The following is a 24,248-nucleotide window of genomic DNA, read 5'->3' as shown; positions in this document are numbered from 1 at the left end:
GTGCGTTGATTTATCCTTAAATACAGGCTGCAGATGTTACTTAGCAATATTAATCCCGGCAAGTGTTTTGGGAACGATTTCAGCGACTTTATACCGCCAAACTGCGCGAAAGTGACATTTATTTGACTTAAGTTAAATAACGGCCTTTTTGCGGCAGGGTGAGTAAACTATTGTTAGTGGTTCATGGATAGTGTGAAATGGTCACAGACTGAAACAAGAGGCATAGATATGAGTGACAACATCCGTGTAGGACTGATTGGCTACGGATACGCCAGTAAAACGTTCCATGCTCCCCTGATTGTCGGCACGCCGGGACTGGAACTGGCGGCAGTTTCCAGTAGTGATGCAGCGAAAGTGAAGGCGGACTGGCCTTCCGTGGCCGTTGTCTCTGAGCCGAAGCATCTGTTCAATGACCCCAATATCGATCTGATCGTTATCCCAACGCCCAACGATACCCACTTCCCGCTCGCTAAAGCGGCACTGGAGGCTGGCAAGCATGTGGTAGTGGATAAACCTTTTACCGTGACACTGTCACAAGCGCGTGAGCTGGATGCGCTGGCGCGCAGTCTGGGACGGGTGCTTTCAGTTTTTCACAACCGTCGCTGGGACAGTGACTTTTTGACTCTGAAAGCGATGCTGGCAGAAGGCGTGCTGGGCGAGGTCGCCTATTTTGAATCGCATTTCGATCGCTTTCGTCCACAGGTACGCGACCGCTGGCGTGAACAAGGGGGACCGGGGAGCGGTATCTGGTACGATCTGGCGCCGCATCTCCTGGACCAGGCGATCAATTTGTTTGGTCTGCCTGTCAGCATGACGGTAGATTTGGCCCAGTTGCGTCCGGGGGCGCAGTCAACGGACTACTTCCATGCCACGCTTTCTTACCCACAGCGTCGGGTGATCTTACACGGAACGATGCTGGCAGCTGCGGAATCGGCACGTTACATCGTACATGGTTCGCGTGGCAGCTACGTGAAATACGGCCTGGATCCGCAGGAAGAGCGCCTGAAAAACGGCGAACGTCTGCCGCAGGAGGACTGGGGCTATGACATGCGAGATGGTATCGTCACTCGCGTTGAAGGTGACACCCGGGTGGAAGAGACCTGGCTGACCGTGCCGGGGAATTATCCGGCTTACTATGCGGGGATCCGTGACGCGCTGAATGGTAACGGCGAAAACCCGGTGCCGGCGAGTCAGGCCATCCAGATCATGGAATTAATTGAACTGGGGATAGAGTCGGCCAAACATCGTTCGACGTTATGCCTTGCCTGATATCAGAAAGGCCCGATGAAATTCATCGGGCTTCTTTTCTTTATGCTGCCGCCACTTTTTCACGCAACGCCTGTTTTTCCGCCGCGCTCAGGAAGGCACTTTCCAGCCCGTTGATCTGTGCCTGACGGATCTGCTCCCGGTTCAGTCCCGCTGCGGGTGCTGCAACGGTATATTCGTGAATAATATCCACACCCTGGACCGCCGGGTCGTCCGTGTTCAGACTGGCGAGAATGCCATGCCCGAGGAACGTTTTCAGCGGATGGACGGACAGCGAGGGAACGGTGCTGGTCTGGATATTTGACGTCAGGCAGGATTCGATACCAATACGCTGTTCAGCGAGGAAATCCATTAGCGCCGGATCCTCCACCGCTTTTACGCCGTGGCCGATACGTTCTGCCCCCAGTTCGCGAATAGCCTGCCAGATGCTTTCCGGACCGGCGGCCTCACCGGCGTGCACCGTAATATGCCAACCGGCGTCACGCGCGCGGTTGAAATGAGACAGGAACAGACTGCCAGGGAAGCCCAGTTCATCACCGGCAAGGTCGAGGGCAGTTATCCCATCGCGGTGCGCCAGCAGCGCTTCCAGTTCCTGCAGGCAGGCGGCTTCGCCGAAGGTTCGGCTCATGATGCCAATCAGTTGCGCCTGTACGCCAAAGGCTTCGCAGCCTTCACGCACGCCGGCAATAACGGCTTCAACCACGCCTGCGACCGGCAATTGATGCGTCATTGCCATGTAGCCGGGGGAAAACCGCAGTTCAACGTAGTGCAGGCCATTGCGCGCTGCGTCTTCAATGTTTTCAAAAGCCACGCGGCGACAGGCGTCAAGGGAGGCTAAAACCTTTACACCCCAGTCCAGTTTCGCCAGAAAACTAACCAGATCGGGTTCCGTCGCCGTGACCTGCACGTGAGGGATCAACGCTTCAAGCGTGTGCGCGGGGAGAAACAAATTGAACTGGCGGCCAAGATCCAGAATGGTTTGCGCCCGGATGTTACCATCAAGGTGGCGATGAATGTCAGTTAACGGCAGGGAAGTATCAATCATGGTCGCACTCATTATTCGAATATAAAAGTGCGCTCTATTATAAAAACAAAAGCAGGGGAAAAGCTATGTTGCGCAATGATTAATTCCATTGCGCAACAGGCTGTCAGCGTACCGAGCGGATTGCGTTAATTAATCCGTTCACGCCTTTTTCCAGTTTTGAACGGGGGCAACCGGCATTGAGACGGACAAAACCGCGTCCTTCATCACCGTAGGTATAACCGGGCATAATGGCGATTTTTTCCTGCTGAATCAGCGCATTCTGTAATGCGCTGTCATCAACGTTCAGCGCCCGCAGGTCAATCCACGCGAGATAGGTCGACTGCGGCATCTGCCAGTTGAGCTCAGGAAAAGCATGGTTCAACGTATCCGCAACGTAGCGCAGATTGTCCCGCAGATACGCCCGCAGCGCATCCAGCCACGGCGCGCCTTGTTCGTAAGCTGCAATATGCGCAGTCAACGCCAGTACGGCGGGAGATGACAGGCCATCACGGCCTTTCAACGCATTGAGATACCCATTGCGACTGTCTGCGTCTTCAATCAGCCCCCAGGCTCCGGTTAGCGCCGGAATATTGAAGCTTTTGGAGGCGGAGGTGAACAGCGCCCAGTGACCACATGCGACGTTGCTCCAGGGAATATGCGGTTGTTCGCCCCAGACCATGTCCATATGAATCTCATCAGATATTACCCGCACGCCGTGACGCTGACAGCGTTCCGCCATCGTCTCCAGTTCTTCGCGCGTCCAGACTTTACCGGTTGGATTATGCGGACTGCACAGCAGCAGAATTTTACTTTCCGGGCGTGCCAGGGCTGCATCCAGTTTGTCCATGTCGCAATGCCAGCCGCCATTTCGCTCTTCCAGCGCCACCGGCACAACATGGCGCTGATTGCCTTCGATGGCTTTATAAAATGCGTCATAGGCCGGAGTATGGAGCACCACGCCGTCGCCGACAGAAGACCACTGGCGGATGAGTTGCGACACCATATAGATCACAGAAGGGCCGTACACCAGCGATTCAGTATCCATTTGTGTGTTGTGACGCCGGGCAAACCAGTGGGCGACCGCGCTGAGAAACTCATCATTCTTCCAGCGACTGTAGCCCAGTACACCATGCGCGAGGCGCTGGTTCAGCGCCTCCAGAATGCAGGGGGCCGTCGCGAAATCCATATCAGAGATGGTAAATGGCAGCAGGTCGGCAGTACCGAAGCGGTCAGCCACGTAATCCCACTGTGTGCACCACGTACCGTGACGGTCGACAACCTGTGAAAAATCAAACATGCGCGTGTCCTTATGCCTGAACCGTGTTCATCAGGCCTGCCATTTCATCTTTAACCGACTGAACCTGTGGGCCAATCACCACCTGCAGGTTATGTTGATTCAACTGAACAACGCCGATGGCACGGTTGTCCTTCAGCGCCTGCACGTTCACTCGCGACATATCTTTGACAGAAAGACGCAGGCGAGTAATGCAGTTATCCAGGCTGACGATATTATCGGCACCGCCCAGCGCGGCCAGAATAGCTGGAACGTTATAGCCCGATTTTCCCGGCGTACCGGCAACGGCTTTTTCGAGCGTACTGGCGATTTCGCTGTCGCGCCCTGGCGTTTTGAGGTTAAAGCGGGTGATGGCGAAGCGGAAAATAGCGTAGTACACCACAAACCAGACCGCCGCCACGACCGGTACCAGGTACCACTTGGTAGACAGTCCGTGCAGGATCCCAAACACCACAAAGTCGATAATATTGCCGTCGGTATTACCGATAGTCACGCCCAGTACCGACATCATGGTAAAGCCCAGACCGGTCAGTAACGCGTGAATGACGTACAGCACCGGTGCGACAAACAGGAACAGGAACTCCAGCGGTTCAGTCGTGCCGCCGACGACGCAGGCAATCAGCCCCGAGATCAGCAGCCCCTTGATCTTGTGACGGTTCTCCGGACGTGCGCAATGGTACATCGCTAACGCCGCACCCGGTAAGCCGCCGAGGAACGCTGGCATTTTCCCCTGTGACAGGAAGCGGGTGGCGCTTTCCGAGAAGCCCTGGGTGGTCGGGCAACTCAGTTGCGCCTGGAAAATGGTCAGCGCGCCGCTGACCGAATGACCGCACACTTCCTGGGTGCCCCCGGCGTCGGTAAAGCGAATCAGCGCGACCAGAATGTGATGCAATCCAAACGGTAACAGCAGACGTTCGCCTGTACCAAACAGCATCGGACCAAAGTCGCCCGCGCTGTTAATCATATGGCCCAGTCCGCTGATTCCCATCGCGAAAACCGGCCACACCAGCGGGATCACCAGACCGACCAGACCCATCACCACCGAGGACACGATAGGGACAAAGCGGGTGCCGCCGAAAAACGCCAGCGCATCCGGCAGGCGAATGTTGTGGAAACGCTCGTGCAGCATCCAGACGATAATACCGGCAATGACTGCGCCGAGGATCCCGGTGTCAATTGACTGAATACCGAGGATATTCTGGACGTTGTTGGCTTTCAGGACTGCCGCATCGGTGGTTGGCAGAATACCTTTCGCGGTCAGCCAGAAGTTGACGGCGAGATTCATTACCGCGTAACCGACAAAACCGGCGAACGCCGCAACGCCTTTGTTTTCGCGCGCCAGTCCAAGCGGGATAGCAATACAAAACATCACCGGCAGGAAACTAAAGGCGAAAGAGCCGACTTTGCTCATCCAGGTAAAAATGGCCTGCAGCACCGGGTTACCCAGCGCCGGAAGCAGGGTGATCACATCGTGACTGCTTAACGAGCTGCCGATCCCGAGCATAATCCCGCAAAACGAGAGCAGCGCCACGGGCAACATAAACGTTTTCCCCAACTGCTGGAAAAACTCCCACAACGTAATTTTTGGTGTTGTCTTCGCCGTCATCTAACGACTCCTTGTACAAATCCATGGGTAATGAGAAAATTTGAGCAAGAAGATAAAACGTTTTACCATTTTTTAGTGCGGTGAAAATCACATTATCAACGGATAATAACGCGTATAAATATAGGTAATGGATAAAACGTTTTATCTGTCACATTATCAGGAGTCTGGCGTTTTTATGGCTATAGCCAAAAAAATCACTATCCACGATGTTGCCCTTGCGGCGGGCGTCTCCGTAAGTACGGTTTCGCTGGTGCTCAGTGGTAAGGGGCGAATTTCAACCGCCACCGGCGAACGGGTGAATGCGGCAATAGAACAACTGGGTTTTGTGCGTAATCGGCAGGCCTCGGCGTTGCGCGGTGGGCAGAGCGGCGTAATCGGACTGATTGTTCGCGATCTGTCGGCGCAGTTTTACGCGGAACTGACGGCGGGACTGACGGAAGCGCTGGAAGCACAGGGCCGGATGGTTTTTTTATTGCATGGCGGTCAGGATGGTGAACAACTGGCGCAGCGCTTTGCCATGTTATTGAATCAGGGCGTTGACGGGGTGGTGATCGCCGGGGCTGCCGGCAGCAGCGACGACCTGCGCGTGATGGCGGAAGAAAAGGGTATCCCGGTAGTCTTTGCCTCACGGGCCAGCTATCTGGATGACGCGGATACCGTGCGTCCGGACAATATGCAGGCCTCGCAACTGTTGACCGAGCATCTGATTCGTCATGGTCATCAGCGCATCGCATGGCTGGGTGGGCAGAGTTCTTCATTAACGCGCGCGGAACGTGTCGGCGGCTACTGTGCGACGCTGCTGAAATACGGTTTACCGTTTCACAGCGACTGGGTGATGGAGTGCGCGTCCAGCCAGAAGCAGGCGGCCGAGGCAATTGGCGCATTGCTGCGGCGCAATCCAACCATCAGCGCCGTGGTATGTTACAACGAAACCATTGCGATGGGGGCGTGGTTTGGTCTGATGCGGGCAGGACGGCAGAGCGGTGAAGTCGGGGTTGATCGTTACTTTGAACAACAGGTCTCGCTGGGGGCTTTTGCCGACGTGACGGAAAGCGCACTGGACGATCTGCCGATTGTCTGGGCGACAATACCGGCCCGGGAAATGGGATACAGTCTGGCAGAACGCATGCTGCAACGCATTGCGCGCGAAGAAAGCCACTCCCGTAATCAGACATTGTCTGCGCGACTGGTAGTGCAAAAATAAGCCCCTCGAGGAGGGGCTTTCGCGATGATTACTGCGGCAATACCATACCGAACATTCCGACAAACTCTTCCAGCGGCATCTTCTTACCGTTTAAGGTCACCTGACCGTTGGCGTACTGCAGGCTGGTGCCAATGGTGTTGTCTTCCAGAGTGGTAATGCGGAACATCTGCCCCATTGCGGCCAGCCCTTTCACCTGCTGGTTAGCCAGCTTAGCGGCTTCATCCTGTTGATAACCTTCCAGTCTGGCAACCTGGGTCATGAACTCAACGGCCATGTCCACCGGAATCGACAGCTTACCGTCGAGCGATTTCACAGCGCGATCGACTTCGTCAGCCAGCGTCTGTGGCTCGCCCTGCGCGGTGGCGGGATTCTTCAGGAACAGGGATAAATTAAGCGCGGTTTCGCCTTTGGCGTTTTTCCAGCTCAACGGTGCAATGGTGATCACCGGTTCGCCTTTCATCAACAGCGGCAGGGCGCCGAAGAAGGCTTCGGTCACTTTCTGCTGATACAGTTCCGGGTTATCCGCCACGCCCGGTTGAGATAACAGCGCCTGAGTCTGGGCGTTATACTGTTGGCTGAACTGATGCCAGGCTGCGCCATCGATCTGGCCCACTTTCAGCGTCAGCTTGCCGCTACCCAGATCCTGATTCTGTACTTTCAGGCTGTTCAGGACGTAATCCAGTTGGCTGTTGATGGTTTTACCGTCGTCCACGAGATCGGTTTTACCGCTGATCTCCATGCCTTCCAACAGCGCCATCTCTTTACCTTCAACGGCGAGCGCCATTTTCCCAATCGTCACTTTCTGGTTACCGACGCGCTCACCGAAACTGGCCAGCGTGCTGGAACCTTCCGTTTTCAGGTCGTTAAAGGAGAGCTGGACCTTTTGATCGTATTCATTCACCGCATCGACCAGACCGCTCTTCGCCTCACCGGAAAGGGAAACCACTTTTCCTTCTTTATCAGCATTGAAGATAAATTCGCCGCCGCTGAACGCGACTTTCTCAGCCTCTTTCTCATAGTTCAGCGGTTTCAGCGACAGGGCGGAACGGGTATCGCCGCTATAGCTAATTCGAGAATTGATCTCGAAAGGCGTTTCACCTTTCGCCATCTCAAAGAGCGGTTTGCTGACGTCGTTGTTCACCAGGGTGGTTTTCACCGAGGCCATCGACGGCAGGAGATTAAAGGTTTTCAGTTGGGCGAACGGGAAGGGGCCGTGATCGACGGATTCATCAAGCACCACGCTCTGGCCCGCTTTCAGCCACGGATTCTCTTTTCCCGCCACTGGCTTAAGCACCAACTGTAACTGGCTACTGAATACGCCACGCTGATAGTTCTGATAAGCGAGTTCTACGTTTGCTTCCGGCGCGGTGAGTTTTATCTGCGCATTGGCCTGGCTAACCATCTCAGCAAGATGGGTTTCCAGCTTTTTACCTGTGTACCACGCACCGCCTGTCCAGACGACGCCGAGTGCGACGATCACACCTGCAGCTACCAGCGATTTTTTCATATTGTTTGTCCATAAATGAAACCAGGCGGTAGAGACCGCCTGGCAAAGTCAAAAGCCCTAAACAAGCTTAGCAAGAGTTACTACAAAATTCAGTAAGTTGCTAGAGTTTGTTGTAAACCCGGGCCACACGGCCCACGCCGCTCACGCGCACCGGCGACTCTTCGGCGCTGATAAATGCCGATTCTCCCGGTTTAAGCACCAGCCGCTGTTCGCCTTTGCTTAACACCGCTTCGCCTTCAACGCAGAACAGGATCGCAGCGCTTTGCTGGTCAATTGTGGTCTCCTGGGCTGACAGAGAGTGCAGGGAGAATGCGAAATCATCCACTGGGATAGGGAAATCGAGTTCCGCGCCGTTTTTCACCGGAGTGGTCAGCAACTGATTCGCCGGTTTTGCGTCGAACTTAACATTGGCAACCAGTTCCGGGATGTCGATGTATTTTGGCGTCAGACCCGCACGCAGTACGTTATCGGAATTCGCCATCACTTCCAGCGCCACGCCCTGCAGATAGGCATGCGGCGTTTCGGCGAACAGGAACATCGCTTCGCCAGGATTCAGTTTCACCACGTTCAGCAACAGCGGTGAGAAGAGACCGCTGTCGTCCGGATAAAACGCTGCGATAAGGCGAATAGTCTGCCACGGTTCGCCTTGCTGGGTTTCCAGCGCCGCTTTCAGAATTGCCAGCGCGCGGGATTTCTCTTCGCCCTGCATGCTCAGCAGACCGGCAAACAACTGGCTCAGACGCTCTGCGTTGGGTTGTTCCAGGAAGTGGGCGATAGCGGTATGCGCGCCAGCCACCGGTTGCAGCAGCGAAACGATCTCAGAGAACTCGCGGAACGCGTTCATGGCAAGGAATGGCGTCAGGGCGAAAACCAGTTCCGGCTTATGGTTTGGATCTTTGTAGTTGCGCTCTGCGGCATCCATCGGGATACCAGCGGCGTTTTCTTTAGCAAAGCCGATTTCAGAATTACGCTTGTTCGGGTGTACCTGAATGGACAGGGGTTGCGCGGCGCAAAGCACTTTAAACAGGAACGGCAGTTCCCCGAAGCGTTTCGCCACGGCATCGCCGAGCAAGGCGGATGGTTGGCTGTCGATCACGTCACGCAGCGAGACGATCTGCCCGCTGGCATCTTCAACCTTCGAACTGCTCTTCGGATGCGCGCCCATCCACAGTTCTGCCATTGGCAACTGCTGCGGATTCGCCACACCATAGAGTTCCGTCAGCGCCGTTTTGCTTCCCCAGGCGTAGTTCTGTACGGAGTTGATGAGTTTTTGCATGTTCAATGCCCTGTTGCAAGTTGGAAATCAGTGGGAACTTAATTCGACTATTAAAGCAAGAAACCTGTAGGAAGTAACCTGCGGGCGCAAAAAGTCGTACTTGTCTCAGTTTTTGTTAAAAAATTGTGTAGGATAGTGTAACTCGCTTTTAACGAGGGCAATGGAACATCTGCCCTGAAGCCTAAGAAAATCAGACCGAGCAGTAAGTGAGAGAACAATGTCAAACAAACCCTTTCATTATCAGGATCCTTTTCCCCTTAAAAAGGATGATACCGAATACACCCTGCTGACCAGCGAATATGTTTCCGTCGCCGAATTTGAAGGACAAGAGATCCTCAAAGTCGACCCGGAAGCCCTCACGCTGCTCGCGCGCCAGGCCTTCCATGACGCTTCATTTATGCTGCGCCCTGCGCACCAGCAACAGGTTGCTGATATTCTGCGCGATCCGGACGCCAGCGAAAACGATAAATATGTGGCGCTACAGTTCTTGCGCAACTCTGATATCGCAGCGAAGGGCATTCTGCCAACCTGTCAGGATACCGGTACGGCGATTATTGTCGGCAAAAAAGGCCAGCGCGTCTGGACCGGTGGGGGCGATGAGGCGGCGCTGGCGCGTGGGGTGTACAACACCTACATTGAAGATAACCTGCGCTACTCGCAAAACGCCGCGCTGGATATGTATAAAGAGGTGAACACCGGCACCAACCTGCCTGCGCAGATTGACCTCTACAGCGTCGACGGGGATGAGTACAAATTCCTTTGCATCGCGAAGGGCGGCGGTTCCGCCAACAAAACTTACCTGTACCAGGAAACCAAAGCGCTGCTCACGCCGGGCAAGCTGAAAAACTACCTGGTTGAGAAGATGCGAACGCTGGGAACCGCCGCCTGTCCGCCATACCACATCGCCTTTGTGATCGGCGGGACGTCAGCGGAAGCGAACCTGAAGACCGTGAAGCTGGCGTCGGCAAAATACTATGACGAACTGCCAACCGAAGGGAATGAGCATGGTCAGGCCTTCCGCGACATCGAGCTGGAAAAAGAACTGCTGACGGAAGCGCAAAACCTCGGTTTAGGCGCGCAGTTTGGCGGCAAATACTTTGCCCACGACATCCGCGTGATCCGCCTGCCGCGCCACGGCGCGTCCTGCCCGGTCGGGATGGGCGTCTCCTGTTCGGCGGATCGCAACATCAAAGCGAAGATCAACCGCAAAGGCATCTGGATTGAGAAGCTGGAGCATAACCCGGGGAAATACATTCCTGAAGAGCTGCGTAAAGCGGGCGAGGGAGAAGCAGTGCGCGTGGACCTGAACCGCCCAATGAAAGCGATCCTTGAACAACTGTCGCAATACCCGGTTTCGACTCGCCTTTCTCTGAACGGCACCATCATCGTCGGTCGTGATATCGCGCACGCTAAATTAAAAGAGCGGATGGATAATGGCGAAGGGCTGCCGCAGTATGTGAAAGATCACCCGATTTACTACGCCGGCCCGGCGAAGACGCCGGAAGGTTATGCCTCCGGCTCACTCGGTCCGACTACTGCCGGGCGCATGGACTCGTATGTCGATCAGCTTCAGTCACAGGGCGGGAGTATGATCATGCTGGCGAAAGGTAACCGCAGTCAGCAGGTGACCGACGCCTGTAAAAAACACGGCGGATTCTACCTCGGCAGTATTGGCGGTCCGGCAGCCGTCCTGGCGCAGGGCAGCATCAAGAGCCTGGAGTGCGTGGAATATCCGGAACTGGGAATGGAAGCTATCTGGAAAATCGAAGTTGAAGATTTCCCGGCCTTTATTCTCGTTGACGATAAAGGAAACGATTTTTTCCAGCAGATTCAGACGTCGCAGTGCGCACGCTGCGTTAAGTAACGTCAGCCGCCCTTCGGGGCGGTTTTTTTTTATCGCACAAACCACCAAACGGTGGTGCTGTCATCGTTGATACTCATAAGACCGCAAGCAAGTGGGCAATGTCGAACATAACCTAATCAATTCATTCTCTAAGGAGCAGGTCATGGTAACGGTACGCAGCGAGAAAGATTCGATGGGCGCAATTGATGTCCCGGCAGATAAACTGTGGGGAGCGCAAACCCAGCGTTCGCTTGAGCATTTTCGGATCTCCACCGAGAAAATGCCCGTCTCGCTGATCCACGCGCTGGCGCTCACCAAGCGCGCAGCGGCAAAGGTTAACGACGATTTAGGGCTGCTGACCGCCGAAAAAGCCGCCGCGATTATGCAGGCTGCCGATGAGGTGCTGGCAGATAAACACGCGGGGGAATTTCCTCTGGCTATCTGGCAGACCGGGTCAGGTACGCAAAGCAATATGAACATGAACGAAGTGCTGGCAAACCGGGCCAGTGAACTGCTTGGCGGCGTTCGCGGCATGGACCGCAAAGTCCATCCTAATGATGATGTCAACAAGAGCCAGAGTTCGAACGATGTCTTTCCGACGGCGATGCATGTCGCAGCGCTGTTGACGCTGCGGAGTCATCTTATTCCGCAGTTGCAGGTGTTAACGAAGACGCTGAATGAAAAATCACACGCCTTCGCCGATATCGTTAAAATTGGCCGTACCCATCTCCAGGACGCCACGCCGCTGACGCTGGGGCAGGAGATATCTGGCTGGGTGGCGATGTTAGAACATAATCTGCGACACATCGAAAACAGTCTTCCGCACGTGGCGGAACTGGCGCTGGGCGGTACGGCCGTCGGCACCGGGCTGAATACGCATCCGGAGTATGCCCGTCGCGTTGCTGACGAACTGGCGGCAATCACCCATGCCCCCTTTGTCACTGCGCCAAACAAATTTGAAGCCTTGGCAACCTGCGATGCGCTGGTCCATGCCCACGGCGCGCTGAAGGGACTGGCGGCGTCGCTTATGAAAATTGCCAACGACGTGCGCTGGCTGGCATCAGGGCCGCGCTGCGGCATTGGCGAAATTGCGATTCCGGAAAATGAACCGGGAAGTTCAATCATGCCAGGCAAGGTCAACCCGACCCAGTGCGAAGCGCTGACGATGCTGTGCTGCCAGGTGATGGGGAACGATGTGGCGATCAACCTGGGCGGGGCGTCAGGCAATTTTGAACTGAACGTCTACCGTCCGATGGTGATCCACAACTTCCTGCAGTCGGTGCGTCTGCTGGCGGATGGTATGGAGAGCTTCAATGCGCATTGCGCCGTCGGTATCGAGCCAAATCGCGAACGGATCAATCAGTTGCTCAATGAATCGCTGATGCTGGTCACCGCGCTGAATACCCATATCGGCTACGACAAAGCGGCAGAAATCGCCAAGAAAGCGCATAAAGAGGGGCTGACGCTGAAAGACGCGGCTCTGGCGCTGGGCTATCTCACCGAAGCGGAGTTCGACAGCTGGGTGCGGCCAGAGCAGATGGTCGGCAGCATGAAACCGGGACGTTAATCAGCCACATACAGGTGCAGTCGCGGAATCATCAGTCGCAGCGGCTGTGCCTGGGGTTTAAATCGATGCTGTATGTTTTCGGCGTCGTAATTCAGTAGCTCGCCAATATCCGGCATGCCTGCGCCGTTTTCCGTATTGATCAATGCGATAAGGGGGGTCGGGCAGGCATGCTGTACCTGCTTTTGCTCGCCCTTGTACCAGACTCTGGCGATGGGCTGAACCTTCACCGGACGCTTAATCTTCAGTTTTGCCTGCTGCGGCAGGGCGGCGATGTCCTGATACTCGCGCTCCAGCTTTGCCTGCCACTCCTCGCGCGTCCAGGGATGCACGCTGCGCGGGGTATTCAGACTCTTCTCCAGTTGCGCCAGAACCTCGTCGCGTTTCAGATTCTTGATGATATGTTTGTTCGCCCAGCCAAAGCGCAGTGTCGCCGGATCGTTTATTACCGTCAGCGTCCGATACGCATTAAGCGTAATCAGTCCCGGCAGATGGCGATGGACCCATTCAAAGCGCGCAGCAGACGGCAAACCCGATTCCACAGTGACAATATGCTCAAAGGTGGTTTTTAGCTGATTGATATGTTGCACCTGATTTTCCAGCACGGCCTGGCTGGCATTGTCAACCTGATAACACAGCACGCCGGGCAGACGTACCGCCGCTTTGCTGCTGCGTGTTTCGGACTGCTGCTGAATAAACAGGTGACGATAATGCGCCAGTGCCAGCGCTTCGGCCTCTTTGCCCAGATGTTGCTTCACCGCAATTGTATCCAGCGGGGAATGCTCGGCCTCTTTGGTCACTTCCGGTAGCGAAAAGACACGGGCAATCATCAGATGATGTTCTCCGAGCGTTTGCGTCAGTTCAGCCAGAGTCTGTTCCATCTGGCGAAACGTGGTATTCAGTCTGTCGACGAGATCGTAACGGGCCATTGTGCATCTCATTAGTTACAACATACTCAATTCATAGCACATTATTTCGCCTGCGGCAACGGCGCGGATGGCGTTAGCCAGCGGTTAATTCGGGGAGTGCGTGCTGGATCGGCCAACAAAAGCTGAAGCGGGCACCGCCAAGCTCGCTTTCCCCGCAGCTAACCGTGCCACCCATCGCCTGAGCGATGGAATACACGATCGCCAGACCGAGACCGCACCCGCCGGTGGCGCGGTCCCGACTCGGATCCAGGCGGACAAAAGGCTCGAAAACGCTCTCCCAGTCCTCCGGGGCAATGCCTGGTCCGTCATCTTCGACGACCAGCGTGGCGAAGCGATCGTTGAGTTGCAGGCTTATCTGCACGGTGGACTGGCAATAACGCAGGGCGTTGTTCAGGAGATTATCCAGCACGCGTTCCATGAGTCGCATATCCAGCGCACCGTAATCGCCGTTGACGAGGTGCGAAACCTGAAGCGTTCGCTCAGGATTCACGCTCTGCACATCGTCAATGTGCGCCGAGAGCCAGACCGGGAGATCCGGTTCGCTCAGATGCAGCTCATTTTGCGGCCTGTCGAGGCGGGCATAGGTTAATAGTTCCTGAATCAAGGCTTCGAGCTGTCCAATATCGCGATTAAGCGCCAGAGATTCTTGCTCCGTCAGGTTTTCACTCATCTCCAGTCGGTAACGCAGGCGAACCAGTGGGGTGCGCAGTTCATGGGCAATCCCGTCGATCAGCTGTTTTTTACTGGCGATCAGCGCATTGATATTGTCCGCCATCTGGTTAAAGGCAATGCCCAGACGCTCAAAGCTGGAACCGCTGTCAAAATTCAGTCGTTCGCTGAGATGACCTTTGCCGAACCGCTGAGCGGCAGCTTCCAGTCGCAGCATTTCCTGCCAGTGGGGACGCATCCAGATAAACACCGGAAAGGCCAGTGAAATAGCGATAAATGCTATCAACGCGATATCCAGAAGACGCATCTGATGGAGAAAATAGAGATAGGGAATGGGGCCAACGGCCAGCACATAATGACTGCGTGGAATGCGCTGAATGAAGGTGTACTCATCGTCGAGCGCAATAATATCGCCTTCACGCAGACGCTGCATACTCGGAGCATCCAGCGTGAATTTCGTCAGTGGCTCAACGCGCAGGTCAAAAGAGAGATTGAGGTCCATCTCTTTGAGCGTTTTACCCCAGTCGCGAGGGGGTATCTCGCGCAATTCGCTGCGCATCAGATAGAGCGAACTTTTCATCAAATCATCGAGCGACTGCCTGCCAGCGCGCTCTGCGGTGAATTTATAAACCAGCCCGACCAGCAGAGTCATCACCAGAAAGCAGACAAACAGCAGGAGATAAAACTGTACAAACAGTTTCTTCATTTACATCCCCGAATGTAGTGATGGCACATCATCCCAGGCGTGCGGGGCAAACAGATAGCCTTTGTTACGCACCGTTTTAATTCGATAGGGTTCTGCCGCGTTATCAAGCAGTTTCTTGCGCAGACGTGAGATGGCGACGTCCACGCTGCGATCCATACCGTCATAGCTTACGCCACGTAGATTTTTCAGCAGCGCATCGCGGTCCATAATTTGTCCGGCGTGGGTGGCGAGCTCCCATAACAGTTCGAAATCGGCAGTGGACAGAATGATCTGCTCACCGCTAAGCAATACGACACGGTTGATGGGGTCGATGGTCAGAGAACCAAAGCGCAGCGTTTTATGCGGCGTGATGGTGGCAGGCTGAAACCCTTTACTATGGCCAGACTGATCGCTCTGGCGCAAATGCAGACGCAGACGTGCCAACAGTACCGCTGGCGGCGTGGTCTTCAGAATGTAATCGCAGGCCCCCATTTCCAGCGCCAGGATGTGGTTCATGTCGCTGTCCAGCGAGGTGAGCAGGACGATTGGCCCTTGCCATTGCCCCTGCAGGTCACGACAGAGGGTCATACCGTCTTTGCCTGGGAGCATGATATCCAGCAGTACCAGATCCGGTTGAACCTCTACTATCCGTGCTTCTGCCAGATCGCCACGTGGCTCGACAACCACCTCAAAATCGTGTTTTGCCAGATAGGCCGCAATGAGCGCACCGACTTCAGGATCGTCTTCAACAAATACAATCGTGTTCATCATCTTGATTGCCGATCAGAAAACGTCAACATACACCGCCGGGCCGCTGGCTTCCATTAATCTTTCCTAAACGGGGGTGCTTCCGTTATGCTGGTTGCCGATGTTATTGATGTGTAAAGGCAAGGTAATGGGACTCGTGATTAAAGCCGCGCTGGGTGCGCTGGTGGTGGTGTTGATTGGGTTGCTGGCAAAAACGAAGAATTATTATATCGCAGGGTTAATCCCACTGTTCCCGACATTTGCGCTGATTGCACATTACATCGTGGCCAGCGAACGGGGAATTGACGCGCTGAGAACGACCATCGTGTTCAGCATGTGGTCGATTATTCCCTACTTTGTCTATCTCGTTTCACTGTGGTACTTCACCGGCTTTCTGAAGCTGCCGGTGGCGCTGGGCGGGGCGGTGATCTGCTGGTGCCTGAGCGCCTGGCTGCTGATCTTTTGCTGGGTCAAACTTCACTAACGCAGATGACGACCGCCGTCTACGGCGAAACTGCGACCGGTGACAAAGCAACTGGTCAGCAGATAATCGATTAAATCGATCACCTCTTTTTCGCCCGGAGCCGTTTTCATTAGCGATTTGTTCAGCGCCTGCTGACGGTATTCGGCATCGTCACCTTCGTTAAACAGAATCAGCGAAGGGGCGATCGCGTTGACCTTTACTTCCGGCGCGAGCTTACGAGCGAATGAGCGGGTCATATTATCCAGCGCCGCTTTGCTTGCCGCGTAGGCGATATGCTTGTCGCTGCCTTTCTCCACAACGTAATCCGTAAAATGGATGATGTCGCTGGCGGCGTGCCCGTGCCCGCGCAGCATGCCTTCGAGCGCATGATTAAGCAGATAAGGCGCATTGACGTGGATTTGCATCATGCAGGCCAGTACATCAGAGAGCGGCGTTCCGGGCTTCTCTGCCATCCACGCGCTGGCGTTGTGCACAATAGCGCGCAGACCGCGGGCTTGCTCTTTCACTTTATCGGCGAAGGTCAGAATGCCTTCATCGGTGGAGAAATCGGCCTGAATGCACAGCGCGCCCGCCTGGGTCAGCCCGTCAATGGCCGGATAATGCGTACGATAACTGACGATCACCGGCTGTTTCTGGTTGATAAAATGCCAGGCAATCGCGAGACCGATGCGGCGACCGCCACCGGTCACGAGAATGGGCAGAGGATGTTGAGTTCCCATCGAAAAACTCCTTATGCGCCTGCAAATCAGGCTATTAGCGTCAAACGATGGGATGCGATTACCCCACCAGCAACCAGGTCGCCGGTACGGCGGCAACCAGCAACAGACCAATCAGCACCATCTCCTGACGATTCAGAACGTTATCATGCGTATGCGTTTTGCGCGCATACAGGAACACCAGCAGACCCGGTGCGTAAAGCACCACCGAGAGCAGCAGATGCATCGGCCCGGAAGCATACAATAACCATAAGCCATAAATGCACGCACCGACACCTACCGCCTGGTGAAGCGGACGGGTGGCAATTTTTAGCAGAAAGGCACCGACGAGGAAATAGGGAACCAGAATCATCTCTGAAGCGATGGTCAGCAGCGTGTTGTAATCCGAACCGGTAAGCCAGATAAGCACCAGGCAGATCTGGACGCAGAGGTTGGTGAGCCACAGCGAGGCCGATGGCGCACCTTGCGCATTCTGACGGGCGAAAATCCGCGGGAAGGCTTTATGCGTTGAAGCGAGAAACGGAACTTCCGCCGCCATAATCGTCCAGCTCAGATACGCCCCGCAGACAGAGACAATCAGGCCCGCCGCGATAATAATCTCACCCCATGGTCCCATCATCTTGACCATCAAACCGGCCATCGACGGGTTACGGATCTCTGCCAGTTCAGGACGGGCAACCACGCCAAGCGAGAGCAGGGTAACCAGCAGATACACGGCAAGTGCGGAGAGCACCGCTAACAGCGTGGCGCGACCCACATCGTGCTTATTGCGCGCCCTCGCCGAGACTACCACCGCGCCTTCCACACCGATGAACACCCATAGTGTGATGAGCATCGTGTTTTTAACCTGTTCCCAGACCGGGACACCCAGCGCGAGGCCGGTAAAATCCAGACTGAAGATGTCCAGTTTAAACGCCATAAAGGCCAGCACGATAAACAAACCGAGCGGCAACAATTTTGCCAGCGTCGCCACCAGATTGATGCTGGCCGCCGTTTGTACGCCGCGCAGTACCAGAAAGTGTACTACCCACAGCAGAACCGAGGCGCCCACGATCGCCTGCCAGGTGTTTCCGTCACCAAACAGACGCAACGCTGGGGTATCGGTAAAGAAACTGAGGGCAGAGAAGACAATGACGAGGTAGGAGACGTTGGCAATCACCGCGCATAGCCAGTAACCCCAGGCAGAACAGAAACCGATCAGCTCCCCGAATCCTTCACGGGCATAGGTGAAAATGCCACCATCCAGTTCGGGCCGAATGCGGGTCAGAATTAACATGGCAAACGCCAGCAGCATTATCCCGGCTCCGGTAATCGCCCAGCCGATGAGTAATGCTGACGGACTGGCAACAGCGGCCATGTTCTGCGGCAGACTGAAAACACCTGCGCCAAGCATTGAGCTTAAAACCAGCGCGGTGAGTGCGCTCAGTCCCAGTTTCTTTTCCATGGTTATCCCGTGGTAAAAACGAAAGATGAAGAATAATTATTGTGGCAAAACGCATAAAAATGGTGAAAGCCACTAAGGCGCGGGATTTTACGGAGAGAAGAGACTGCATGCAATGATCAGAGAAAAATTTGTGACTAATAAAACGAAAGGCGGCATAAAGCCGCCTTATTTTACTACCGGAGCGCGTTATTTATACAGATCGGCGCTGATAGTCATGTTATTACCACGTTCCTGCCACTGGCGAGTAATGTGGTAATACTTGGCCCCTTGCTTCGCTGCACGCTTCGCGACCTGATAAGAGACTTCGGTCATGCTGCTGTAGTTGCCGGTGAACTTGATGCTGTCGAACGGCACCATCATGGCTGCCGTGGCTTTGTTCAGTTCTTCGACTTTAGTGCCATCCGGAAGGGTGACAGTGTAACGCCCGCCTTTGGTGGATTGCGTTTCGAAGAAGCGGCCTACTTCAGAACTCGGAGACGCGGTGGTAGCAACACCTGGGATTTCGACCTTTTTCGCCGCTTCGCCACCGGCAGCTAACGCTGCGCGACCGGCATCGGAATCCGCCGGGATCGCGTCAGGACTCTGTACTACGCGTTTCTTCGCATCTTTTTTATAGATGAAAGCGGTAATACGCTGGTTGCCACCCTGGTTCGCATCGATCTGACGCACGATGTAGAAGGCGTAGGCGCCTTTTTCGTTTGCCGCTTTGGTGATGGCGTCATTTACTTCCGGCTGACTGCGGTAGAAACCCTGTACCGTGACGGTATCAAACGGTTCCAGCATCACGGCTTCAGACTTCGGTAATTCAACCACGCCATTGATCACGCGGTTTTTGCTGGCTTCCGCTTTCTCGGCGTCGGCTTTGTAGAGGTCTGCAACAACACGCCAGTTACCGCTGTTACCAAAATCAGAGGTATCGACAACATAAAATGAGGCGGCGCCTTCTTTATCTGCGCGGCGGTTAACGGCTTTCACCGCATCGCCAATCGCATTAAAACGGCCTGTGACCGTGACACGGTCGTAAGGTTTCAGTGCTGCCGCTTGCTCCGGCGTCAATTCTGTTGCTGCGTTTACGGAAAAAGCCGTCGCAGAAAGAAGTGCGGACGCCAGGAGAGTGTTCTTAAGCTTCATAAAAATAATCCTTCGCCTTGCGCAAACCAGGTACTGGTATTGTTATTGACTAGAAACGTGGCTGATTATTGCATTTAAACCCGGTGACTGTCTGCGTCATTTTTCAATAGACATGGCAGAGGACGTCACAAGGGTGATAACAAATTATGATATGTCGAAAAAATGGTCATTTCACAGTAAAAACTGATGAACGCACTGAATTTTATAAGTTAATTTAATGTTAACGAGTTGATCTACTGTGGCGCTTAATCATGTTTTGCCGCTTCGTCTGAGCGATTTATTGGCCTTTCACAAGGAATTGAAGGTCATTATCCCGGTCAGAGGGCTGAATCGTTCCTGTTTTGCTGATAACCCGACAAATACTGTTTTTTGGCGCTAGATCACAGGCGCTATTTTCAGTACGTTATATGGAGTTTGTTACTGTTTTATTTTTCCGGGGTAACCTGTACCTCCTGCGTGACATTACCTGCGTAATTTCACGATCACTGACAAACCATCATCAAAAATACCGATGGAAGGGAACATTATGCGAATTGGCATACCAAAAGAACGGTTTACCAATGAAACCCGCGTAGCAGCGACGCCGAAAACGGTTGAGCAACTGCTGAAGCTGGGTTTCACCGTCGCGGTAGAGAGCGGCGCGGGTGGACTGGCAAGTTTTGACGATAAGGCTTTTGTAGAAGCGGGCGCGGAAATTGTCGACAGCGGCGCTGTCTGGCAATCTGAGATCATTCTGAAGGTTAACGCACCAGAAGATGAAGAAATTCCGTTACTCAATCCGGGCACCACGCTGGTTAGCTTCATCTGGCCGGCGCAGAATCCAGAGTTAATGCAAAAGCTCGCCGAGCGTAATGTGACGGTGATGGCGATGGATTCCGTACCGCGTATTTCACGTGCGCAGTCGCTGGATGCATTGAGCTCCATGGCAAACATTGCCGGTTATCGGGCGATCGTTGAAGCGGCGCACGAGTTCGGACGCTTCTTTACCGGGCAGATCACCGCTGCGGGCAAAGTGCCACCTGCCAAAGTGATGGTGATTGGCGCAGGTGTTGCCGGCCTGGCTGCGATTGGCGCGGCGAACAGCCTGGGCGCGATTGTGCGTGCTTTTGACACCCGTCCCGAAGTAAAAGAACAGGTCCAGAGTATGGGCGCTGAATTCCTCGAACTGGATTTCAAAGAGGAAGCGGGTAGTGGCGACGGTTACGCCAAAGTGATGTCTGAGGCGTTTATCAAAGCGGAAATGGCGCTATTTGCCGCGCAGGCGAAAGAGGTCGACATTATTGTCACCACCGCGCTGATCCCTGGTAAACCGGCACCGAAACTGATCACCCGCGAGATGGTTGACTCCATGAAAGCGGGCAGTGTCATTGTCGATCTGGCCGCGCAAAACGGCGGCAACTGTGAATACACCGTTGCTAATCAGGTCACAACCACCGCAAATGGCGTCAAAGTCATCGGCTATACCGATCTGCCAGGACGCCTGCCAACACAGTCCTCACAACTGTACGGCACCAACCTTGTTAATCTGCTCAAACTCCTGTGCAAAGAGAAAGACGGTAATATCACCGTTGATTTCGACGACGTGGTGGTACGCGGTGTAACGGTGGTGCGGGACGGTGAAATCACCTGGCCTGCGCCGCCGATTCAGGTGTCCGCACAGCCGCAGGCCGCCGCGAAAGCCGCGCCGGTAGCAAAAGAGCCAGCAAAACCTGCCTCACCGTGGCGTAAATACGCGTTGATGGCGCTGGCGATCATTCTGTTTGGTTGGCTGGCTGACGTCGCGCCGAAAGAGTTCCTCGGACACTTTACGGTATTCGCATTATCCTGCGTGGTGGGTTACTACGTGGTCTGGAACGTCTCTCATGCTCTGCATACACCGCTGATGTCCGTGACCAACGCCATTTCAGGGATCATCGTCGTTGGCGCGCTATTGCAGATTGGCCAGGGTGGCTGGGTGAGCTTCCTGAGCTTCATCGCGGTACTGATTGCCAGCATCAATATTTTCGGTGGCTTCACCGTGACTCAGCGCATGCTGAAAATGTTCCGGAAAAACTAAGGGGTAACACATGTCTGGAGGATTAGTTACAGCTGCATACATTGTTGCCGCGATCCTGTTTATTTTCAGTCTGGCGGGACTTTCAAAGCATGAAACGTCTCAGCAGGGTAACAACTTCGGTATCGCCGGGATGGCGATTGCGCTGATTGCCACGATTTTTGGCCCGGATACGGGCAATGTTGCCTGGATCCTGGTGGCGATGATCATCGGCGGCGCGATTGGTATTCGTCTGGCAAAGAAAGTCGAAATGACCGAAATGCCGGAGCTGGTGGCGATTCTGCACAGCTTCGTTGGTCTGGCTGCGGTACTGGTCGGCTTTAACAGCTATCTGTATCACGAAGCGGGTCTCGAGCCGATTCTGGTCAATATTCACCTGACCGAAGTGTTCCTTGGCATCTTCATCGGTGCGGTGACCTTCACCGGTTCGGTGGTGGCGTTTGGTAAACTGCGCGGTAAGATCTCTTCTAAGCCGCTGATGCTGCCAAACCGGCATAAAATGAACCTCGCGGCGCTGGTGATCTCTTTCCTGTTGCTGGTGGTCTTTGTTCGTACCGAAAGCGTTGGCCTGCAGGTTCTGGCGCTGCTGGTGATGACCATCATTGCGCTGGCGTTTGGCTGGCATCTGGTGGCCTCCATCGGCGGGGCGGATATGCCGGTTGTGGTTTCCATGCTGAACTCCTATTCCGGTTGGGCTGCAGCGGCAGCGGGCTTCATGCTGAGCAATGACCTGCTGATCGTGACCGGTGCGCTGGTCGGTTCTTCCGGTGCGATTCTGTCTTACATCATGTGTAAGGCGATGAACCGCTCGTTCATCAGCGTCATTGCGGGAGGCTTCGGTACCGATGGTACGGCGTCCAGCGGTGATGAAGAAGTGGGTGAACACCGTGAAATCAGTGCGGAAGAGACCGCGGATATGCTGAAAAACTCGCATACGGTGATCATCACCCCGGGTTACGGCATGGCGGTGGCGCAGGCGCAGTATCCGGTTGCGGAAATTACCGAGAAGCTGCGTGCACGCGGTATCAAGGTGCGTTTCGGTATTCACCCGGTTGCCGGGCGTTTGCCAGGCCACATGAACGTCCTGTTGGCGGAAGCGAAAGTGCCTTACGACATCGTGCTGGAAATGGACGAGATCAATGATGATTTCGCCGATACCGACACCGTGCTGGTTATTGGCGCGAATGACACCGTGAACCCGGCGGCGCAGGACGATCCTAACAGTCCGATTGCCGGTATGCCTGTGCTGGAAGTGTGGAAAGCACAGAACGTTATCGTCTTCAAACGTTCGATGAATACCGGTTACGCCGGCGTGCAGAACCCGCTGTTCTTTAAAGAGAACACCCATATGCTGTTTGGCGATGCCAAAGCCAGCGTGGATGCGATTCTGAAAGCGCTGTAATCGATTGTTTAACTGCAACGGCCTCTGCGGAGGCCGTTTTTACGTCGGTCACGCTTTATTTGCATCGCCCAATAAAATGGCGATACTCTGCCCGCCAACAGATTGTTCCAGTGCAATCTTGACGATAATCGTCAGTGGTACCGAAAGCAGCATTCCGACCGGTCCCAGCAGCCATCCCCAGAAGATCAACGACAGAAACACCACCAGCGTAGAGAGACCCAGACCACGTCCCATGATGCGTGGCTCAAGAATATTACCGAATACCAGGTTGATAATCAGATAGCCAGCAAGTACCACCAGCGCGTCGTACAGACCGCCAAACACCAGCACCTGAATGATAGGCGGGATTGCTGCCAGCACCGATCCAATGTTCGGGATGTAGTTCAGCGCGAAGGCTAATAGCCCCCAGATAAAGGCGAAACGCACATCCAGCGTCGTCAGCATGCCCCAGACCACCAGGCCCGTGACAAGACTGATTGCCGTTTTCAGCACCAGATAGTGTGACACACTGTCAATGGCGCGCTGAATGGCCGCCATCCCCTCGACCGGGCGGACCATGATCTGCTGGAGTTTGGTGGGAAGCTGCGGCACTTCCAGCAGCATGAAGACCACCGTCAGCAGCAGTAAAAATATCGACGACATGGCATTGGTTAACTGCGTCAGTAAATTGGTGATTAGCGTCATGGCCGCGTTGGGATCGATGTACTTCACCATCTCATCCACGGAGACGCCGATGCCTAAGCGAACCAGCCAGGGTTCCAGATTTTTCAGGGGAATGACCAGTGACGAACGATACTGGGGCAGGGTGCGCGCCAGTTCGTTGAGGGACGTTCCAAGGTAGGCCAATAGCAGGACCATCGCCATAACGATGATGATCACCAGCAGGGAGATTGCCAGCACGCGTGGAACGCGCAGTTTCACCATCCGCTGAACCAGAGGGCTGAGGACGACGGCAATAAATAAGGCCAGAATAAATGGCACAATAATATCCGCCGCAAAGCGGATACCGGTAAGAATGATCACCAGCATTCCCAGCATAATGACGATCTTGAGACCGTTCAGCGTGATGATTGGTTTTGCCATGGGGCGTCCTGTATTTTTCTACTTGCCGCGTATAATAATGTGATTCGTGTCGAGGTGTCCCGGTAAAAATCAAACGATTCGGGTAAAGAAGTGAAAAGGTTTTGAGTTAATTCCTGGCCTATGATACAAATCAGGCGTGTTCAACTACCGAGGACAATTATCATCCGCGATGACGAGAAGCAACACTGCGGATAATTGTAATATTATGGACAATATGTTCAGGACGTTTTTTTCTACCCAGACTCTTCTTCGCACTTCCTCCTCTTTCTTGCTTGCAGGTGAGCAACACTGGCGCAACGCGCTTTAGTCCCTTCTTCTGTT

20 protein-coding genes are annotated in these 24,248 nt (G+C 54.5%); 8 read left to right on the top strand and 12 right to left on the bottom strand.

Going from position 1 to position 24,248, the window contains the following annotated elements:
* The first annotated feature begins 228 nt into the window (after positions 1–228).
* Positions 229–1,269 carry an oxidoreductase gene (locus I6L53_RS11530; RefSeq protein WP_042319185.1) on the top strand — a complete coding sequence of 347 codons (1,041 nt, stop codon included), beginning with the start codon at positions 229–231 and terminating at the stop codon, positions 1,267–1,269.
* A 40-nt stretch (positions 1,270–1,309) separates the two neighbouring features.
* Here I6L53_RS11530 and add read toward each other — a convergent pair whose 3' ends face one another.
* The 3 genes from add to malX form a co-directional block, all read right to left on the bottom strand.
* Positions 1,310–2,311 carry an adenosine deaminase gene (add, locus tag I6L53_RS11525; RefSeq protein WP_042319184.1) on the bottom strand — a complete coding sequence of 334 codons (1,002 nt, stop codon included), beginning with the start codon at positions 2,309–2,311 and terminating at the stop codon, positions 1,310–1,312.
* Between the two features lie 103 nt (positions 2,312–2,414).
* Entirely contained in the window at positions 2,415–3,587 is a 1,173-nt protein-coding gene (locus I6L53_RS11520; protein WP_042319183.1) for a MalY/PatB family protein, read from the bottom strand.
* 10 nt (positions 3,588–3,597) lie between these two features.
* Entirely contained in the window at positions 3,598–5,190 is a 1,593-nt protein-coding gene (gene malX, locus I6L53_RS11515; RefSeq protein WP_042319181.1) for a PTS maltose transporter subunit IICB, read from the bottom strand.
* Between the two features lie 175 nt (positions 5,191–5,365).
* Between malX and I6L53_RS11510 the strand changes: the two genes are divergently transcribed.
* The gene (locus I6L53_RS11510; RefSeq protein ID WP_042320046.1) at positions 5,366–6,394 is read left to right on the top strand and encodes a Mal regulon transcriptional regulator MalI; all 1,029 of its coding nucleotides are present in this window, start codon (positions 5,366–5,368) and stop codon (positions 6,392–6,394) included.
* 28 nt (positions 6,395–6,422) lie between these two features.
* Here the strand turns inward: I6L53_RS11510 and I6L53_RS11505 are convergent, their stop codons facing one another.
* Positions 6,423–7,901, bottom strand: a complete 1,479-nt coding sequence (locus tag I6L53_RS11505; RefSeq protein WP_042319180.1) for a YdgA family protein — start codon at positions 7,899–7,901, stop codon at positions 6,423–6,425.
* 100 nt (positions 7,902–8,001) lie between these two features.
* On the bottom strand, positions 8,002–9,177 hold the full coding sequence (gene manA / locus I6L53_RS11500) for a mannose-6-phosphate isomerase (protein WP_042319179.1): 1,176 nt from the start codon (positions 9,175–9,177) through the stop codon (positions 8,002–8,004).
* Between the two features lie 217 nt (positions 9,178–9,394).
* Here manA and fumB point away from each other — a divergent pair, with 217 nt between their 5' ends.
* Both fumB and fumC read left to right on the top strand, forming a co-directional pair.
* Complete coding sequence (gene fumB / locus I6L53_RS11495; RefSeq protein WP_042319178.1) at positions 9,395–11,041, top strand: class I fumarate hydratase; 1,647 nt, start codon at positions 9,395–9,397, stop codon at positions 11,039–11,041.
* 142 nt (positions 11,042–11,183) lie between these two features.
* The gene (fumC, locus tag I6L53_RS11490; RefSeq protein ID WP_042319177.1) at positions 11,184–12,587 is read left to right on the top strand and encodes a class II fumarate hydratase; all 1,404 of its coding nucleotides are present in this window, start codon (positions 11,184–11,186) and stop codon (positions 12,585–12,587) included.
* On the opposite strand, the gene tus is transcribed toward fumC, so the two are convergent.
* The 3 genes from tus to rstA form a co-directional block, all read right to left on the bottom strand.
* A complete protein-coding gene (gene tus / locus I6L53_RS11485) occupies positions 12,584–13,513 on the bottom strand; it encodes a DNA replication terminus site-binding protein (protein WP_042319176.1) in 930 nt (309 codons plus the stop codon). The two genes, fumC and tus, sit on opposite strands and share 4 nt — an antisense overlap.
* A 73-nt stretch (positions 13,514–13,586) precedes the next feature.
* The gene (gene rstB / locus I6L53_RS11480; RefSeq protein ID WP_042319175.1) at positions 13,587–14,888 is read right to left on the bottom strand and encodes a two-component system sensor histidine kinase RstB; all 1,302 of its coding nucleotides are present in this window, start codon (positions 14,886–14,888) and stop codon (positions 13,587–13,589) included.
* Positions 14,889–15,635: a two-component system response regulator RstA gene (gene rstA / locus I6L53_RS11475; RefSeq protein ID WP_042320043.1), complete on the bottom strand. Its 747-nt coding sequence runs from the start codon at positions 15,633–15,635 to the stop codon at positions 14,889–14,891.
* Between the two features lie 127 nt (positions 15,636–15,762).
* On the opposite strand from rstA, the gene I6L53_RS11470 reads away from it, so the two are divergent.
* Positions 15,763–16,098, top strand: a complete 336-nt coding sequence (locus tag I6L53_RS11470) for a GlpM family protein (protein WP_042319174.1) — start codon at positions 15,763–15,765, stop codon at positions 16,096–16,098.
* Here I6L53_RS11470 and folM read toward each other — a convergent pair.
* The 3 genes from folM to ydgH form a co-directional block, all read right to left on the bottom strand.
* Positions 16,095–16,817, bottom strand: coding sequence for a dihydromonapterin reductase (gene folM / locus I6L53_RS11465; protein ID WP_042319173.1), 723 nt, complete (start codon positions 16,815–16,817; stop codon positions 16,095–16,097). The two genes, I6L53_RS11470 and folM, sit on opposite strands and share 4 nt — an antisense overlap.
* Before the next feature lie 58 nt (positions 16,818–16,875).
* Positions 16,876–18,258 carry an amino acid permease gene (locus I6L53_RS11460; RefSeq protein ID WP_042319172.1) on the bottom strand — a complete coding sequence of 461 codons (1,383 nt, stop codon included), beginning with the start codon at positions 18,256–18,258 and terminating at the stop codon, positions 16,876–16,878.
* Between the two features lie 186 nt (positions 18,259–18,444).
* Positions 18,445–19,389, bottom strand: coding sequence for a DUF1471 family protein YdgH (ydgH, locus tag I6L53_RS11455; protein WP_042319171.1), 945 nt, complete (start codon positions 19,387–19,389; stop codon positions 18,445–18,447).
* Positions 19,390–19,915: 526 nt separating this feature from the next.
* On the opposite strand from ydgH, the gene pntA reads away from it, so the two are divergent.
* Positions 19,916–21,445 carry a Re/Si-specific NAD(P)(+) transhydrogenase subunit alpha gene (gene pntA, locus I6L53_RS11450; RefSeq protein WP_042319170.1) on the top strand — a complete coding sequence of 510 codons (1,530 nt, stop codon included), beginning with the start codon at positions 19,916–19,918 and terminating at the stop codon, positions 21,443–21,445.
* A gap of 10 nt (positions 21,446–21,455) precedes the next feature.
* The gene (gene pntB / locus I6L53_RS11445; RefSeq protein WP_042319169.1) at positions 21,456–22,844 is read left to right on the top strand and encodes a Re/Si-specific NAD(P)(+) transhydrogenase subunit beta; all 1,389 of its coding nucleotides are present in this window, start codon (positions 21,456–21,458) and stop codon (positions 22,842–22,844) included.
* A 48-nt stretch (positions 22,845–22,892) separates the two neighbouring features.
* Here pntB and I6L53_RS11440 read toward each other — a convergent pair whose 3' ends face one another.
* On the bottom strand, positions 22,893–23,927 hold the full coding sequence (locus tag I6L53_RS11440) for an AI-2E family transporter (RefSeq protein WP_042319168.1): 1,035 nt from the start codon (positions 23,925–23,927) through the stop codon (positions 22,893–22,895).
* 136 nt (positions 23,928–24,063) lie between these two features.
* Between I6L53_RS11440 and I6L53_RS23825 the strand changes: the two genes are divergently transcribed.
* Positions 24,064–24,234: a protein YdgV gene (locus I6L53_RS23825; protein ID WP_080949895.1), complete on the top strand. Its 171-nt coding sequence runs from the start codon at positions 24,064–24,066 to the stop codon at positions 24,232–24,234.
* The last annotated feature ends 14 nt before the right edge of the window (positions 24,235–24,248 follow it).

Source organism: Citrobacter farmeri (assembly GCF_019048065.1).
GTDB classification, from domain to species: domain Bacteria; phylum Pseudomonadota; class Gammaproteobacteria; order Enterobacterales; family Enterobacteriaceae; genus Citrobacter_A; species Citrobacter_A farmeri.
Note: the sequence above shows the minus strand (reverse complement) of the source record. Positions and strands in the feature narration are given on the sequence as shown.

Coding starts and splice junctions, on each gene's coding strand:
- ydgH (WP_042319171.1), bottom strand. CDS start 19,389: ATGAAGCTTAAGAACACTCTCCTGGCGTCCGCACTTCTTTCTGCGACG.
- rstB (WP_042319175.1), bottom strand. CDS start 14,888: ATGAAGAAACTGTTTGTACAGTTTTATCTCCTGCTGTTTGTCTGCTTT.
- add (WP_042319184.1), bottom strand. CDS start 2,311: ATGATTGATACTTCCCTGCCGTTAACTGACATTCATCGCCACCTTGAT.
- I6L53_RS11440 (WP_042319168.1), bottom strand. CDS start 23,927: ATGGCAAAACCAATCATCACGCTGAACGGTCTCAAGATCGTCATTATG.
- tus (WP_042319176.1), bottom strand. CDS start 13,513: ATGGCCCGTTACGATCTCGTCGACAGACTGAATACCACGTTTCGCCAG.
- I6L53_RS11510 (WP_042320046.1), top strand. CDS start 5,366: ATGGCTATAGCCAAAAAAATCACTATCCACGATGTTGCCCTTGCGGCG.
- pntB (WP_042319169.1), top strand. CDS start 21,456: ATGTCTGGAGGATTAGTTACAGCTGCATACATTGTTGCCGCGATCCTG.
- I6L53_RS11460 (WP_042319172.1), bottom strand. CDS start 18,258: ATGGAAAAGAAACTGGGACTGAGCGCACTCACCGCGCTGGTTTTAAGC.
- folM (WP_042319173.1), bottom strand. CDS start 16,817: ATGGGAACTCAACATCCTCTGCCCATTCTCGTGACCGGTGGCGGTCGC.
- I6L53_RS11520 (WP_042319183.1), bottom strand. CDS start 3,587: ATGTTTGATTTTTCACAGGTTGTCGACCGTCACGGTACGTGGTGCACA.
- I6L53_RS11530 (WP_042319185.1), top strand. CDS start 229: ATGAGTGACAACATCCGTGTAGGACTGATTGGCTACGGATACGCCAGT.
- manA (WP_042319179.1), bottom strand. CDS start 9,177: ATGCAAAAACTCATCAACTCCGTACAGAACTACGCCTGGGGAAGCAAA.
- fumB (WP_042319178.1), top strand. CDS start 9,395: ATGTCAAACAAACCCTTTCATTATCAGGATCCTTTTCCCCTTAAAAAG.
- I6L53_RS11470 (WP_042319174.1), top strand. CDS start 15,763: ATGGGACTCGTGATTAAAGCCGCGCTGGGTGCGCTGGTGGTGGTGTTG.
- malX (WP_042319181.1), bottom strand. CDS start 5,190: ATGACGGCGAAGACAACACCAAAAATTACGTTGTGGGAGTTTTTCCAG.
- I6L53_RS11505 (WP_042319180.1), bottom strand. CDS start 7,901: ATGAAAAAATCGCTGGTAGCTGCAGGTGTGATCGTCGCACTCGGCGTC.
- pntA (WP_042319170.1), top strand. CDS start 19,916: ATGCGAATTGGCATACCAAAAGAACGGTTTACCAATGAAACCCGCGTA.
- rstA (WP_042320043.1), bottom strand. CDS start 15,635: ATGAACACGATTGTATTTGTTGAAGACGATCCTGAAGTCGGTGCGCTC.
- fumC (WP_042319177.1), top strand. CDS start 11,184: ATGGTAACGGTACGCAGCGAGAAAGATTCGATGGGCGCAATTGATGTC.